General features: G+C 67.7%; 13 protein-coding genes. 4 read left to right on the top strand and 9 right to left on the bottom strand.

Annotation, left to right across the window (positions count from 1 at the left end; translation table 11 throughout):
- Window positions 1–3 precede the first annotated feature (3 nt).
- Entirely contained in the window at window positions 4–735 is a 732-nt protein-coding gene (locus tag FHS75_RS01175; protein ID WP_179405891.1) for a phosphatase PAP2 family protein, read from the top strand.
- On the opposite strand, the gene FHS75_RS01170 is transcribed toward FHS75_RS01175, so the two are convergent.
- The 4 genes from FHS75_RS01170 to FHS75_RS01155 all read right to left on the bottom strand — a co-directional run bounded on the left by FHS75_RS01170 (window position 732) and on the right by FHS75_RS01155 (window position 5,469).
- Window positions 732–1,397 (bottom strand): hypothetical protein, encoded by a 666-nt coding sequence (locus FHS75_RS01170; protein ID WP_179405890.1) that lies wholly within the window; start codon window positions 1,395–1,397, stop codon window positions 732–734. The genes FHS75_RS01175 and FHS75_RS01170 overlap by 4 nt on opposite strands.
- A gap of 95 nt (window positions 1,398–1,492) precedes the next feature.
- Window positions 1,493–2,437 carry a metal-dependent hydrolase gene (locus tag FHS75_RS01165; RefSeq protein WP_179405889.1) on the bottom strand — a complete coding sequence of 315 codons (945 nt, stop codon included), beginning with the start codon at window positions 2,435–2,437 and terminating at the stop codon, window positions 1,493–1,495.
- 24 nt (window positions 2,438–2,461) lie between these two features.
- Entirely contained in the window at window positions 2,462–3,496 is a 1,035-nt protein-coding gene (locus tag FHS75_RS01160; protein ID WP_179405888.1) for a 2-oxoacid:ferredoxin oxidoreductase subunit beta, read from the bottom strand.
- Between the two features lie 11 nt (window positions 3,497–3,507).
- On the bottom strand, window positions 3,508–5,469 hold the full coding sequence (locus tag FHS75_RS01155) for a 2-oxoacid:acceptor oxidoreductase subunit alpha (RefSeq protein WP_179405887.1): 1,962 nt from the start codon (window positions 5,467–5,469) through the stop codon (window positions 3,508–3,510).
- 228 nt (window positions 5,470–5,697) lie between these two features.
- Between FHS75_RS01155 and FHS75_RS01150 the strand changes: the two genes are divergently transcribed.
- Window positions 5,698–6,180 carry an RNA pyrophosphohydrolase gene (locus FHS75_RS01150; protein WP_179405886.1) on the top strand — a complete coding sequence of 161 codons (483 nt, stop codon included), beginning with the start codon at window positions 5,698–5,700 and terminating at the stop codon, window positions 6,178–6,180.
- Between the two features lie 48 nt (window positions 6,181–6,228).
- On the opposite strand, the gene FHS75_RS01145 is transcribed toward FHS75_RS01150, so the two are convergent.
- From FHS75_RS01145 to FHS75_RS01125, 5 genes are all read right to left on the bottom strand, one after another.
- Window positions 6,229–6,771: a tetratricopeptide repeat protein gene (locus tag FHS75_RS01145; protein WP_179405885.1), complete on the bottom strand. Its 543-nt coding sequence runs from the start codon at window positions 6,769–6,771 to the stop codon at window positions 6,229–6,231.
- Between the two features lie 13 nt (window positions 6,772–6,784).
- On the bottom strand, window positions 6,785–7,957 hold the full coding sequence (locus FHS75_RS01140) for an RsmB/NOP family class I SAM-dependent RNA methyltransferase (protein WP_179405884.1): 1,173 nt from the start codon (window positions 7,955–7,957) through the stop codon (window positions 6,785–6,787).
- Between the two features lie 9 nt (window positions 7,958–7,966).
- Window positions 7,967–9,424 carry an IMP dehydrogenase gene (gene guaB, locus FHS75_RS01135; protein ID WP_179405883.1) on the bottom strand — a complete coding sequence of 486 codons (1,458 nt, stop codon included), beginning with the start codon at window positions 9,422–9,424 and terminating at the stop codon, window positions 7,967–7,969.
- Window positions 9,425–9,500: 76 nt separating this feature from the next.
- On the bottom strand, window positions 9,501–10,991 hold the full coding sequence (locus tag FHS75_RS01130) for a M28 family metallopeptidase (RefSeq protein ID WP_179405882.1): 1,491 nt from the start codon (window positions 10,989–10,991) through the stop codon (window positions 9,501–9,503).
- Between the two features lie 65 nt (window positions 10,992–11,056).
- Complete coding sequence (locus tag FHS75_RS01125; protein ID WP_179405881.1) at window positions 11,057–11,812, bottom strand: 3-hydroxybutyrate dehydrogenase; 756 nt, start codon at window positions 11,810–11,812, stop codon at window positions 11,057–11,059.
- Window positions 11,813–11,921: 109 nt separating this feature from the next.
- Here FHS75_RS01125 and ypfJ point away from each other — a divergent pair, with 109 nt between their 5' ends.
- The gene (gene ypfJ / locus FHS75_RS01120; RefSeq protein WP_179406523.1) at window positions 11,922–12,794 is read left to right on the top strand and encodes a KPN_02809 family neutral zinc metallopeptidase; all 873 of its coding nucleotides are present in this window, start codon (window positions 11,922–11,924) and stop codon (window positions 12,792–12,794) included.
- A 33-nt stretch (window positions 12,795–12,827) separates the two neighbouring features.
- The gene (locus FHS75_RS01115) at window positions 12,828–13,430 is read left to right on the top strand and encodes a hypothetical protein (RefSeq protein WP_179405880.1); all 603 of its coding nucleotides are present in this window, start codon (window positions 12,828–12,830) and stop codon (window positions 13,428–13,430) included.
- The last annotated feature ends 14 nt before the right edge of the window (window positions 13,431–13,444 follow it).

Here is a 13,444-nt window from a genome sequence, read left to right as displayed (position 1 = left end):
CCCATGCCCCTGTCCGAGGAACAAGTCACCCTGCCGGCGCGCGGCTTTCGCATTGATCCGCGCCATGCGGGACTCGCTGCGGTGCTATGCTGGTTCGCTTTCGCTGCCGTCGCCTGGGCGGTGGAGACGGGTCATACCTCGACGCTCGACAGGACGGGACTGCTGTTCTGGCGCGGGCCGGAGCTTCGCCCCGCCGGCCCTGCCTACCTGCTCGAAGCCGTGCGCGACATCACAGCGCTGGGCGGCGTGCTCCTGCGCAACCTCTTCGCGCTGGGCGCGGTGGCGGCGCTGCTGTTCCTGCGGCTGCGGCGCGAAGCGATGCTGTTCGCGCTCACCGTCGCGAGCGGCTGGGCTGTGGGCTACGGGCTCAAGCTGCTCGTAGGGCGCGAACGGCCCGAGATCGTGCCGCACCTGACACACGCAGGCGGCGCAAGTTTTCCGAGCGGGCACAGCTTCAACGCGGCTGTCGTCTACATCGCGATGGCCCTCGCCTTCGCGGCGATGAGCGGCCGCAGGGCGGTTCGCGCCACGATCATCGGCGTCGCGCTTGCCGCCAGCCTCGCGATTGCGTGGAGCCGGGTGTGGCTGGGCGTGCATTTTCCCAGCGATGTGCTGGCCGGCTGGCTGGGCGGCGCGGCCTGGGCATTCAGCGCGGCGGTTCTGTTCCACAGCCCCGCGCGAAAGGCGGCAGGCCTTGCCCCTGCGGACACGCCCGCCGGCCTGCGCGACGACTAGCCGAGCTGGCTTTTCGCGGTCTGGAACTCACTCTGCGAAAGGTACGTGTCGCCGTCCTGGTCGTAATAGAAGAACGACTTGCCCGCGCTGTTGATCTGGTCGTCGCTCAGGTAGGGCTTCAGCGCATCGTTTCGCTTGGGCTCGTCCGGATCGACCGGCACTGCCCAGATCGCGTATTCGGCGACCGAAAGTTGGCTGTCGTCGTTGCGATCGAGGTAAGCGAAATCCATCTGCGCGCGCGGGATCATGCCGCTGGCGCCCGTCGCCATCCCGCCGCCGGAACCGGACATGCCGTCCCCGGACGATCCGCCGGACGCCGCGTCTTGCGATCCGGCCATGTCGCTGCCCGACGCGTCGCTTCCGCTTCCGTCCATGTCCGACCCATCCATGCTGTCGGCATCGCCGGACGCCGCGCCGGTCATTCCCGGCGAGGGCGTGGCGACGGCGGTGATCGCCATGTTGTCGCGATACTCGCCGTATTCCTGCTGCATCGCGTCGCGGTCCATCGCGTCGTAGCGCGCCTGCTGCTCGGTCGAGAGCATCAGGTCGTCGACGGTCATCACGTCTTCGGGCACGGGCGCCTCGGCGGTTTCCTGCCCGCAGGCGGAAAGCGCAAGCGCCATCGCGGTCGCGGAGGCAGTGAGAATTCGTTTGTTTAACATAGGTTTATATCCTGTCCGCTGGTTCGGTATGTCTCACCTCGTCCAACGGATGAAGGCCGAAATGGTTCAGGATTTTTTGTCGAACTGGCGACGCACTATCGCCTCGCAGGGCACGCATAACCCGGCAACGCGACGCTGAAGCGATCGCCGCCGAAGCCTGCGAAGCGCGCATCGCGCAGCATCGCGCCCCTGCCCTCCGCCATCGGTTCGAGGAACGGCGCGCGCGCCCAGAACAGGAAAGCCGCCGCGTCCGGACCTCCGGCTTCGGCAATGGAGCCGCGCGCCGGGCACTGCCCCCCGGGAGCCAGCGGCGCGAATTCGCCGGGTATAGTGCCAAGGCCCCAGCGGCTGCCGTACCATGTGCCGTCCGCCGTCTGCACGAGCAGGTCGCGCTGCCACGAAGTCAGTGGCACGGGATTGACGATGGCCCGCACCGGGTAAGGCGGGCTGATCATCGCCGTGTCGCGCGCAACGCTGCTGAGCAGCCAGTTCGCGCCCATGTAGGCGACCGCGATGCACAGCGTTATCTTCGCAGGCGCACGCCAGTCGCCGCCGGTCTTCTTCTCCTTGCGCAGCGACCACCACGTCGTCAGGCCGAGCAGCGCCCAGAGCCAGACGTCGATGATAAACAGAGTATCGCCATAGAACAAGCGGCTCGAAAACGGCTCGAGCAGGCGGATGCCGTAGCTGTTCATCCAGTCGAGCGTCGGGTGCGTCAGGCACGCGACGAAGGCCAGCACGAACAGCCATCCGAAGCGGACCGGCGGCCTTGCCGCGGGCCGCTTGCCGCGCCGTGCCTGCCAGCGGTCGAACCCGTAGAGGATCGCCGCCAGCGCGAGAGGCAGCAGGACGAGCGCGATCGGGCCGTGCGTCAGGCCGCGCCGCATGGCGAGGCTTTGCGTGCCGTAGATCGTGCAGGTCGCGTCGATGTCGGGCAGGTTCGCGCCGATCACCAGCGCGGGCATCGACAGCCCGGTCAGGCGCTTTGGCCCGGCCTGCCCGATCAGCGCTCCGACGAGGCTGTGCGTCAGGTTGTCCATCGGTCGCCCCCGCCGGAGCGAACGTCAGACCGGGTCGGCGGCGGTCCCGCTTACGGTCCAGGTCTGGCCCTTGGAAAGCAGCTTGCCGAGATCGGCCACCTTGCCCTCGCGCGACTTCACGTCCTGATCGAGAACCGCGTCCTCGTAGGTCGGGCGCGGATCGTCGTAGATCACGCCCAGCGCCATCGGGAACGGCCCGAACGGCAGTTCGACGAGCATGTGCGCCAGCGCCCGGTTCGTCACGTCGTGACGCTTCACGCCCGCCGCTTCCCAGTCTCCGTCCACGACGTCCACGACCTTGAGCGTCATGTTCTGGACGTCGCGGGCAAGGCCCTTGGTGCCGTTGGCGAACAGCATCGGCTCGCCGTGCTGGAGCCAGAGCTGCTGGTCCTCGGCACCCTTCGGCGCGGCGAAATCATGGAAGACGTCCTTGTTGTAGACGATGCAGTTCTGGAAGATTTCCACGAAGGCTGCGCCCTTGTGGGCATGCGCGGCCTTGAGCACGTCGGGAAGGTTCTTCGAGACGTCGAAGCCGCGCGCCACGAACCGCGCGCCGACGCCCAGCGCGAAGGCGCAGGGCTGCACCGGCCGGTCGACCGATCCGCCCGGCGTCGAGGGCGAGCTGGTGCCGAGGCGGCTGGTGGGCGAATACTGCCCCTTGGTCAGGCCGTAGATCTCGTTGTTGAACAGCATGATCTGCATGTTCACGTTGCGGCGCAGGGCATGGAGGAGGTGGTTGCCGCCGATCGACAGGCCGTCCCCGTCGCCGGTGACGAGCCAGATGTCGAGTTCGGGGTTGGCCAGCTTCATGCCGGTCGCGAAAGCGGGTGCGCGCCCGTGGATCGTGTGGAACCCGTAGCTTTCTACGTAATACGGGAAGCGGCTCGAACAGCCGATGCCCGATACGAAGACGGTCTTCGCCGGATCCGCGCCGAGCTGCGGCAGCGTGCGCTGCACCGCCTTCAGGATCGCGTAGTCGCCGCAACCTGGGCACCAGCGCACTTCCTGGTCGGTTTCCCAGTCCTTGAGCGTGGTGGTGATGGTGGTCATCTCGTTCATCGTAATTCCCCTTACGGGTTCACCGCTTTGACGCTGGGAAGCTGCTTCTTGTTCGGATCGACGTCGCCGCCCTCGTTGCCGGGAACGTCGTCGAAGAAGGCTTCGATGGCGCGCTCGATCTCGGCGATGGCGAAGGGCTGGCCCGACACCTTGTTGAGCGGCCGTGCATCGACGAGATACTGGTCGCGCAGCACCGTCTTGAACTGGCCCGAGTTCATCTCCGGCACCAGCACGCAATCGTAACCGCGCAGCAGCTCGCCGAGGTTCTTCGGCAGCGGCCAGACGTGGCGAACGTGAACGTGGCTGACCGCCAGCCCCTTGCGCCGTGCGCGCCGCACCGCCTGGTGGATCGGGCCGTAAGTCGAACCCCAGCCGACAACCACGAGTCCGCCGCTCTTGTCGCCGAGGCTGACGTCCTGGTCGGGAATGGCGTTCGCGACATTCTCCACCTTCTCGCGCCGGGCATCGGTCTGGGACTGGTGCACCGCCGGCGAGTAATCGATGTTTCCGGTGTCGATCGCCTTCTCGATCCCGCCGATACGGTGCATCAGGCCGGGCGTTCCGGGCTTGATCCAGGGACGCACGCCGCGCTCGTCGCGCCTGAACGGCTCGACCTTGCCGTCGGCCCCGTTGGGCGCATCGAGGTGCTTGACCGGGAACGGCTCGAAAGCCTCGGGATCGGGCACCTTCCACGGTTCGGCGGCATTGCCGATGTAGCCATCGGTCAGCAGCATGACCGGGGTCATGAACTGCGTCGCGATGCGGCATGCCTCGATCGCGCATTCGAAGGCGTCGGACGGAGACCGCGCGGCGATGACCGGCAGCGGCGCATCGCCGTTTCGACCGTAGATCGCCTGGTAGAGGTCGGACTGCTCGGTCTTCGTCGGCAGGCCGGTGGACGGGCCGCCGCGCTGCGAGTTGACGATGACGAGCGGCAGCTCGGTCATGACCGCCAGCCCCATCGCCTCGCCCTTGAGCGCGATGCCGGGGCCGGACGACGACGTCACGCCCAGCTTGCCGGCGTAGGATGCACCGATCGCGGCACAGATGGCGGCGATCTCGTCCTCTGCCTGGAAGGTGGTGACCCCGAATTCCTTCATCTTCACGAGGTTGTGAAGGATCGCCGAGGCCGGGGTGATCGGATAACCGCCGAAGAACATGTCGACGCCCGCCAGCTTCGCGCCGGCGACCAGGCCAAGGCTCACTGCCTCGGCACCCGTCACGGTCCGGTAGACGCCCGGTTCCTGCACGAAGCTTTCGACATGGAGCTTGCGCAGCGGACCCGAAAGCTCAGCCGTTTCGCCATAAGCGTGGCCCGCGTCGAGCGCTGCGATGTTGGCATCGGCGAGAACCGGGTTCTTCTTGGCGAACTTGGCCTTCAGCCATTCATGGATGGGCGCGCGCCTGCGGTCGAACATCCACAGCGCCAGCCCCAGCGTCCACATGTTCTTGCAGCGCAGGGCCTCCTTGTTGCCAAGGCCGAATTCCTTGACCGATTCGAGCGTCATCGCGCTGATGTCGAAGGCGAGGACATCCCACTTGGCGAGGCTGTCGTCCTCGAGCGGGTTGGTGTCGTACTTCGCCTTGTCGAGGTTGCGCTTCGTGAACTCGCCAGTGTCGGCGATGATCAGGCCGCCGGGCTTGAGCGACTGGACGTTCACCTTGAGCGCCGCCGGGTTCATCGCGACGAGCACGTCGGGCGCGTCGCCCGCGGTCGTGACCTCGCTCGACCCGAAATTGATCTGGAACGCCGACACGCCGAACAGCGTGCCCTGGGGCGCGCGGATCTCGGCAGGAAAGTCGGGGAAAGTCGCAAGGTCGTTGCCCGCGAGCGCCGTGGAGAGCGTGAACTGCCCGCCGGTAAGCTGCATGCCATCACCCGAGTCGCCCGCGAAACGGACCACGACCGCTTCGGGGGATGGGCTTTGACCGGAGATGCTCGCTGGTCTCTTTTCGGCTGAAATCGTCGCCATTTTGATCCTCTGCTGGCTGGTGCCGCCATAGCTGTTCAATGCACCTAGCTCTTCCCCGCTCCGGCGCAATTTAGAAAAACTCTTTCGCGCCAAACCGTAACGATCCGCAAAAAACCTTGATAGGCCGCTAGTCAAGTCCCGATGCTGCGGTTTTCCGGGTATCGATCCGATTGATCACCGCACCGCCACGGGCGATAAGCGCTTGCCCCGACCGGAGCGAATCGCCTGATGACCGACCTTTCCAACCTTGCCTACCGGCCCTGCGTGGGCGTCATGCTCGTCAACCACGAGGGCAAGGCCTTCGTCGGACGCCGCATAGACAACAAGGATGGCGACTGGTGGCAGATGCCGCAGGGCGGCGTCGACAAGGGCGAGGAAATCAAGGACGCGGCGTTGCGCGAACTGCACGAGGAAACGGGCGTCACCCCCGACCTCGTCACGATAATCCGGCAAACCCGCGAGGAAGTGTTCTACGACCTTCCCGACGAGCTGATGGGCAAGCTGTGGGGCGGAAAGTACCGCGGCCAGCGCCAGCACTGGTTCCTGGGCCGCTTCAACGGCAGCGACGAGGACGTGAACCTGGAAGCCCACGATCCGCCCGAATTCTGCGAATGGAAATGGGTCGCGCCCGAACTGCTTCCGGACCTGATCGTGCCGTTCAAGAAGCGCGTCTATCGCTCGGTCTTCGAGGAATTCCGCGAGCTGATCTAGGGTTGGCGCAAGGTCCCTGCCTGCACGGGGACCGGTGACCGGTTCGCCTCAGTTATCCGAAACGACAGGCTCCGGGGTCACCGCCTCGGCGGTCAGCACGCGCGGCGCCACGCCACGAGAAAGCGCGGTGGCAAGCTGCCGCGTCGCCGTGCAATCGTCACCGCACAGTCCCTTGAGCCGCGCAAGGTTGCGCTGCGCCTTTTCGGTAGCGCCCTTTTCGGCGAGCGCCGCACCCTCGCCCGCGATGGCGGCGAGGTTCTTGGGCTCCCTTGCCAGCGCGTCGCGATAGTAATGCAGCGCCTTGCCCTGCATGCCCTGCTTGCGGCGCACTTCGGCAAGGTTGACGAGCACCGGAACGCTTCCCGGCTGGAGCACGAGCGCGGCTTCGTATGCATCGATCGCGCCGTCGTAGTCGCCCTTGGCGAAGTCGGCGCGGCCATCGGCCAGGAGTGCTGCTGCCCGCGGGTCAAGCTCCTCGCGCGGTTCGGACCAGCCGACGCTGGACGTCACGGCGACGAAAAGGGATAGGGCAGCGGCAACGGGGGTATAGCGCATCAGGACATCCTTGGCCGAGAGCTTGGTCTGGGTCATTGTCGTCAGGCTATCATACGCGAGTTAAACGCGCGATGAAAAACCCGTCGGTCCCGTCGTGCGCGGGCGTCAGGCGGATTCCGTCTCCGCGATCGCGTCCGGCGGGGAGCGCCGGCGGTTCGGCGCGCCAGCCCTCGCTGGCTGCCAGGAACGCCGCGATCCTGTCCGGCCCCTCCTCGTCGAGCAGCGAGCAGGTGACGTAGACCAGCCGCCCGCCGGGACGCACCAGCTCCGCCCCGATCTCCAGCAGCCGCGCCTGCACGTCGGCGAAGCGGCCGAGGCGACTGTCGTCGAGCCGCCAGCGCGCCTCGGGATTGCGACGCCAGGTGCCGGTACCCGAGCACGGGGCGTCGATCAGGACCGCATCGGCCCGCTCGCGCCAGCCTGCCAGCGCCACGCGCTCGCGCCCCGGATCGAGCAGCAACGTCTCGATCATCGTCGCGCCGGCGCGCGCGGCGCGCGGGGCAAGCCGCGAAAGCCGCGCGCGGTCGGTATCGCAGGCCAGCAGCGTGCCTGTTCCCGCCATCGCCGCCGCTAGCGCAAGGGTCTTGCCGCCCGCGCCGGCGCACAGGTCGATCACCGCCTCGCCCGGCTGCGCCCCCACTGCAAGGCAGGCGAGCTGCGAGCCGGTGTCCTGCACCTCGATCGCGCCTGCCGCGAAAGCCTCCGACTGCTCGATCCTCGTCTCGGGCGGATAGCGCCAGCCGTGCGGAGCGACGGTCTTCTCCGCGCCCTCCGGCAGGTCGGCGACGGCCTCGCGCAAGGTGTTGACGCGGACGTCGAGCGGCGCGCGTTCCAGCAGGGCGGCCGCCTCCGCGCCCCCGATCCCGCTTTTGGCGAGCCTTGCCGCGAGCCAGCGCGGCGCGATGCCCGCGTCGGCGACCGGCTCGCCATCGGCAGGCGGCCCGGGCGCGTGCCGCGATCCGTCGAACAGCGATAGCAGTGCCGCATCGTCCCGTGCCAGCCGCAGCATCGCCGCCCTGCCCGTTTCGGGCACCGGGCCGCAGGCGCGGATCGCGCGGTAGGCAAGCTCGCGCACCGCGCGGCGGTCCTTGCTTCCGGCAAAGCGGCGGGTGCGGAAATACTCGGTGACGATGCGGTCGGCGGGCGGGCCGTTGTCGCGCGCGGCGGCCACCACGCGGTCGAGTATCTCGATCGCCGCCTGCACCCGCGCGGCGGGCGTCATCGCAGAGCCTCAGCGCGAGGGATAGTTCGGCGCCTCGCGCGTGATGGTGACGTCGTGAACATGGCTCTCGCGAAGCCCGGCGTTGGTGATGCGGATGAACTGCGCCTTGGTGCGCAGGTCGTCTATCGTCGCCGACCCGGTGTAGCCCATCGCCGCCTTGATGCCGCCGACGAGCTGGTGGATCACGTCCTTAGCCGGCCCCTTGTAGGGCACCTGCCCCTCGATCCCCTCGGGAACGAGCTTCATCTGGTCCTTGATGTCGCCCTGGAAATAACGGTCGGCCGAGCCACGCCCCATCGCGCCGACCGATCCCATGCCGCGATACGACTTGTACGCGCGGCCCTGGTAGAGGAACGTCTCGCCCGGAGCTTCCTCGGTGCCCGCCAGCATCGATCCGACCATGATCGTCGAGGCCCCGGCGGCCAGCGCCTTGGCCGCGTCGCCCGACGTGCGGAGCCCGCCGTCGGCGATGCACGGCACGCCCGCCTTGTCGGCTTCCTCGGTCGCTTCCATCACGGCGGTAAGCTGCGGCACGCCCACGCCCGCGACGATCCGCGTCGTGCAGATCGATCCCGGCCCGATGCCGATCTTGACCGCGTCCGCTCCGGCATCGATCAGCGCGCGCGTCGCCTCGGCGGTCGCGACGTTGCCGGCGATGACCTGCACCGAGTTCGACCGCTTCTTGACCCGCTCCACGGCCAGCGAGACATTGCGGTTGTGGCCGTGCGCGGTGTCGATGATGACCACGTCGCACTCGGCATCGATCAGCGCCTCGGTCCGCTCGAAGCCGCTGTCGCCGACGGTCGTCGCCGCCGCCACGCGCAGGCGGCCCGCGGCGTCCTTGGTGGCGTCGGGATAGTTCACCGCCTTCTCGATGTCCTTGACGGTGATGAGGCCGATACAATGGAAGTCGTCGTCGACGACCAGCAGCTTCTCGATGCGGCGCTGGTGGAGAAGCTTGCGCGCCTCTTCCTGCGTCACGCCGGGGGAGACCGTGGCGAGGTCGTCCCTGGTCATCAGTTCGCGCACCGGCTGCCTGGCATTGTCGGCAAAGCGCACGTCGCGGTTGGTGAGGATGCCGCACAGCCGACCACTCGCCTCCACCACGGGAATGCCGCTGATGCGATGCGTTTCCATCAGCGCCTGCGCCTCGCCCAGGGTCGCGTCGGGCGCGATGGTGATGGGGTTGACCACCATGCCGCTTTCGAAGCGCTTGACCGCGCGTACCGCCGCGCACTGCTCGTCTACCGAGAGGTTGCGGTGAAGCACGCCGATGCCGCCCATCTGCGCCAGCATGATCGCCATGTCGGCTTCGGTCACGGTATCCATCGCGGCAGAGACGACGGGAATGTTCAGCCCGATCTCACGCGTCAGGCGCGTGCGCATGTCGGCCTGGTTGGGAATGATGTTCGATTCCGCCGGGCGCAGCAGGACGTCGTCGAAGGTAAGTCCGAGGGGAATGTCCATGTGCGCCACTTGCTGCCTTTGTGCGGGGGATTCGTGGCGGCCCATGTAACCAAGAGGGGGCTGCGCCGCTAGGGGCTTATCGCGGCGGAAGCGAAACCCTGTCGGCATCGGCGAACCAGCGAGCAAGGCCCGTCAGGAACTGCACGTCCTCCGCCGCTCCGCCAAGCTCTATCCGGCGCGAGAGGTCGTCGCTGGGGCGGTGGTAATCGCCTTCGAAGAAGCGCTCCACCCGCTTGATGTCGCCATAGGCGCTGGTGACCATCACGGCGGGGATGTCGTGCTGGAGCAGCGCCCACCCGTCCTGCCGCTTGACGTACTCGTTGGCCTCGTCCCCCGAGACGATCTTGCGGCGCATCGAGCGGGCAGCCTTCTCGATCTCAGGGTCGAGCGCGGTCATGCCCCTGCCGACAATACCGAGCGGCGTGCCGCGCGGCGCAAGCGCGATCGAATCGATGTTGATCGCCGCGACGATCCGGTCGAGCGGCACCGGCGGGTTCTCGGCAAAGGCGTGCGCGCCCAGCAGGCCCAGTTCCTCGGCGGTGGTGGCGAGGAAATAGATGTCGCGGTCGGGGCGCGGCCCGCGCATCAGGCGGCGCGCGATCTCGGTCAGCGCGGCGACTCCGCTCGCGTTGTCGACCGCGCCGTTGCAGACGAGGTCCTCGGCCGGTTCCTCGGCGCAGACCCCGAAGTGATCCCAGTGCGCGACGAGCAGCACCGCACCCGCATCCGGCTTGCGCCCCTCGATCTTGCCGATGAGGTTGTGGGTGCGGATCGTGGTTTCCTGCGTGGTCGCTTCGAGCGAGGCGACGAAATCGAGCATCTCGGGCACGAAGCCCGGTTCGGACGCGCGCGCCTCCAGACCGGAGAGCGTCGCCCCGCTGCCCCTGAGCAGCGCTTCCATGCCTTCGCGGGTAACGAACCCCTCGAGGTCACCGCCGAGGTTCTCGTCGGCCAGCGCATAACCCGAGCGCTGCCTGCGCGCGGCGATGCCTTCCAGCGTCCTGTCCCCGTCGAGCACCGTCAGCACCGCCGCCGCGCCCGCGGCAAGCAGCGCGTTCTGCCGCTCGCCATCGGTCCGGTCGGCATCGAGCAGCAGCGCGACCCTGCCGGCAAGCTCTCCGCGCGCGGGGCTTTCGATGTCCTGCTTGCCGACGAACAGGACAGGCGCGCGGCGGATGAGCGCCCGGCGTCCCGAGGTGAGCATCAGGACCGAACCCGCGGGCAGGCCGATCGCCGTGCCCTTGCGCGAGAACACCGCCTGCGATGCGGCGGGCTCGCGCGCGACGAGCGTGACGGGGGCGAACCACTCGTTGGCGGGGTCGTTGGTGCCCGAAGCGAGACCGATGTCGAACCACTGCTTGCCAAGGTAGCGCAGCGTCTTCGCCTCGCCCTCGGTGCCGGGCTGGCGTCCCTCGAACTCGTCGCTGGCGAGGACCTCGATATGGCGGCGCAGTTGCGCCTCGAGCTCGCTGTCGCGGCGCGCGGCTTCGGCAGGCATGCCGAGGCAGAGCGCCAGCATCGCTGCCAGCGCCCACGTCCCGGTCGATGCGAGCCTGCCCCTGTTCATCGGTTCCTTGCTATAAACGCCAATTCTGTCCGCAGGGTGAAGCGCGCGGGAATTGCGGCGGTTGCCTACTCGGCGGTCCAGCCGCCGTCGACGTTGAGATTGGCGCCGGTGACGTTGGCGGCGGCGTCGCGGCACAGGAACACCGCCATTTCGCCGATGTCCTCCGGCTGGACGAACTTCTTGGTGGGCTGGCGCACCAGCATGACGTCGTTGATCACTTCCTCGCGCGTCATCCCGCGCGCCTTCATCGTGTCGGGGATCTGGTCCTGGACGAGCGGCGTCCAGACGTAGCCGGGGCTGATGCAGTTGGCGGTGATGTTCTCCTGCGCCAGTTCGAGCGCCAGCGTCTTGGTCAGCCCGGCAAGCCCGTGCTTGGCGGAAACGTAGGCGGCCTTGAACGGCGATGCGGTAAGCGAATGCGCACTGGCGATGTTGATGATACGCCCCCACCCCGCGCGCTTCATGTGCGGTACGGCGAGGCGGCAGGCATCGAACGCGGCGGTGAGGTTGAGCGCGATGATCCTGTCCCACTTGTCGACGGGGAAGTCCTCGATCGGCGCGACGTGCTGCATGCCCGCGTTATTGACGAGGATGTCGGTGTCGCCCGCCCTCGCCATCAGCTCCTCCACTCCTGCGCGGGTCGAAAGGTCGCTGCCGACGTGCGAGGCTTCGAGTTCCTCGCACAGCGCCGCGATCTCGCCCTCGTCGCCGAAGCCCGAGAGGACGACCTGCGCGCCCTCGGCCCTCAGCGCACGGGCGACGGCAAGCCCGATCCCCGATGTCGACCCCGTGACGACCGCGCGCTTGCCCGAAAGGAACATTCTCGACTCCTGCTGATTACCTGTGCCACCTTCCGGACGATCCAGTCGCATCGCCCGGCCCCGCAAGGATCGCGGGGTTTCGCATGCGCAACATAAGAGGGGAATGGCGGTGCGGCTAGACAGGTTCAACCCGGCGAACATCAGCGTGCGCAATCGCGGCGGGGGCGGCGGGTTTCCGGGTGGCGGCGGCGGCAAGCTGGGCTGCGGCACGATCGTGATCGCGCTGATCGCCGCGCTCGTCTTCGGCATCGATCCCGGCCAGATGCTCGGCACGATGGAAGGCATGCAGCAGGGCGCGCCCGCCCAGCAGCGCGAGGTGCAGGGCCAGTCCACGACCGAGATCTGCGAGCAGAACCAGTATTCGCTCGAATCGTGCAACGCGCTCAGCTCGCTGAACGAGACGTGGGAGCCGCTGTTCGCGCAGGCCAACATCGCGTTCCGGCAGCCGACGCTCAACTTCTACCAGGGCGGCACCCGCTCGGGCTGCGGCGCGGCGGCGGCATCGATGGGGCCGTTCTACTGCCCCGCCGACGAAGGCATCTACATCGACACCAGCTTCTACGACCAGCTCGCCAACCAGCTCGGCGCGCGCGGCGACTTCGCGCGCTACTACGTGATGGCGCACGAGTACGGGCACCACGTCCAGCACGTGACCGGCCTTGCCGGCCAGGTGCGCAGCGCCCAGCAGCAGAACCCGCGCGGCGCGAACCAGCTGCAGGTTCGCATGGAACTGCAGGCCGATTGCTACGCCGGCGTCTGGGCGGGCCGGAACCGCAACCTGATCGAGCAGGGCGACATGGAGGAAGGCCTGCGCGCCGCCAGCGCCATCGGCGACGATGCGCTGCAAAGCGGCTCCGGGCGGGCGGTCAATCCCGAAAGCTTCACCCACGGTTCAAGTCAGCAGCGTATGGAATGGCTGGAGCGCGGCCTGCGTACCGGGAACGACGAGGCCTGCGACACGTTTGCAGACATGCGGAGATAGCATTTGTTTCCGCGCTAGCGAAGAGGAACCATCATGCGCGGATTCATCCTGACGGCAACGGCGGTCGCCATGCTCGCGACGTCTCCCGCTATGGCGCGCGACGACGAGGACGACAAGGAGCGCGACCCGATTACCGAGCGCGATCCCAGCGCGGTCGACGTCGCGGCGACGCCCGTGACCGACCTCAACCTGCGCAAGGACGAGATCCCGCAGATGCTGATCGACGCGCAGGACAAGCCCTACGACTTGCAGGGCCTGCGCACCTGCCGCCAGATCATCGCCGAAGTGCGCGAGCTCGACACGATGCTCGGCGACGACATCGACCTGCCGCAGGACGCGCGCCGCAACATCTCCGCCACCCGCGTCGCGCAGTCGGTCGTCGGCTCGTTCATCCCCTTCCGCGGCATCATCCGCGAGATTTCGGGCGCCAACGACCAGAAGCGCAAGGTCGAGGCCGCCGTGCAGGCAGGCCTCGCGCGTCGCGGTTTCCTCAAGGGCGTCGGCCAGGGCAAGGGCTGCGGCTATCCCGGGCGCCCTGCCCCCGATGACGTGATCGAACAGCGCCGCAAGGAAATCGCTGCCGAGAACAACGACGACGACGACAAGAAGAAAAAGAAGGACAAGGACGACGACTGAGTTCGTCGCGCGCC

The sequence above is a fragment of the Novosphingobium marinum genome, assembly GCF_013408095.1.
Taxonomy (GTDB): domain Bacteria; phylum Pseudomonadota; class Alphaproteobacteria; order Sphingomonadales; family Sphingomonadaceae; genus Novosphingobium; species Novosphingobium marinum.
Note: the sequence above shows the minus strand (reverse complement) of the source record. Positions and strands in the feature narration are given on the sequence as shown.

Bases quoted from the DNA above. Each gene is read 5' to 3' on its own strand.
- FHS75_RS01155 (WP_179405887.1), bottom strand. From the start codon at position 5,469: ATGGCGACGATTTCAGCCGAAAAGAGACCAGCGAGCATCTCCGGTCAA.
- FHS75_RS01130 (WP_179405882.1), bottom strand. From the start codon at position 10,991: ATGAACAGGGGCAGGCTCGCATCGACCGGGACGTGGGCGCTGGCAGCG.
- FHS75_RS01150 (WP_179405886.1), top strand. From the start codon at position 5,698: ATGACCGACCTTTCCAACCTTGCCTACCGGCCCTGCGTGGGCGTCATG.
- FHS75_RS01160 (WP_179405888.1), bottom strand. From the start codon at position 3,496: ATGAACGAGATGACCACCATCACCACCACGCTCAAGGACTGGGAAACC.
- FHS75_RS01115 (WP_179405880.1), top strand. From the start codon at position 12,828: ATGCGCGGATTCATCCTGACGGCAACGGCGGTCGCCATGCTCGCGACG.
- FHS75_RS01170 (WP_179405890.1), bottom strand. From the start codon at position 1,397: ATGTTAAACAAACGAATTCTCACTGCCTCCGCGACCGCGATGGCGCTT.
- FHS75_RS01125 (WP_179405881.1), bottom strand. From the start codon at position 11,812: ATGTTCCTTTCGGGCAAGCGCGCGGTCGTCACGGGGTCGACATCGGGG.
- FHS75_RS01140 (WP_179405884.1), bottom strand. From the start codon at position 7,957: ATGACGCCCGCCGCGCGGGTGCAGGCGGCGATCGAGATACTCGACCGC.
- FHS75_RS01175 (WP_179405891.1), top strand. From the start codon at position 4: ATGCCCCTGTCCGAGGAACAAGTCACCCTGCCGGCGCGCGGCTTTCGC.
- FHS75_RS01165 (WP_179405889.1), bottom strand. From the start codon at position 2,437: ATGGACAACCTGACGCACAGCCTCGTCGGAGCGCTGATCGGGCAGGCC.
- guaB (WP_179405883.1), bottom strand. From the start codon at position 9,424: ATGGACATTCCCCTCGGACTTACCTTCGACGACGTCCTGCTGCGCCCG.
- FHS75_RS01145 (WP_179405885.1), bottom strand. From the start codon at position 6,771: ATGACCCAGACCAAGCTCTCGGCCAAGGATGTCCTGATGCGCTATACC.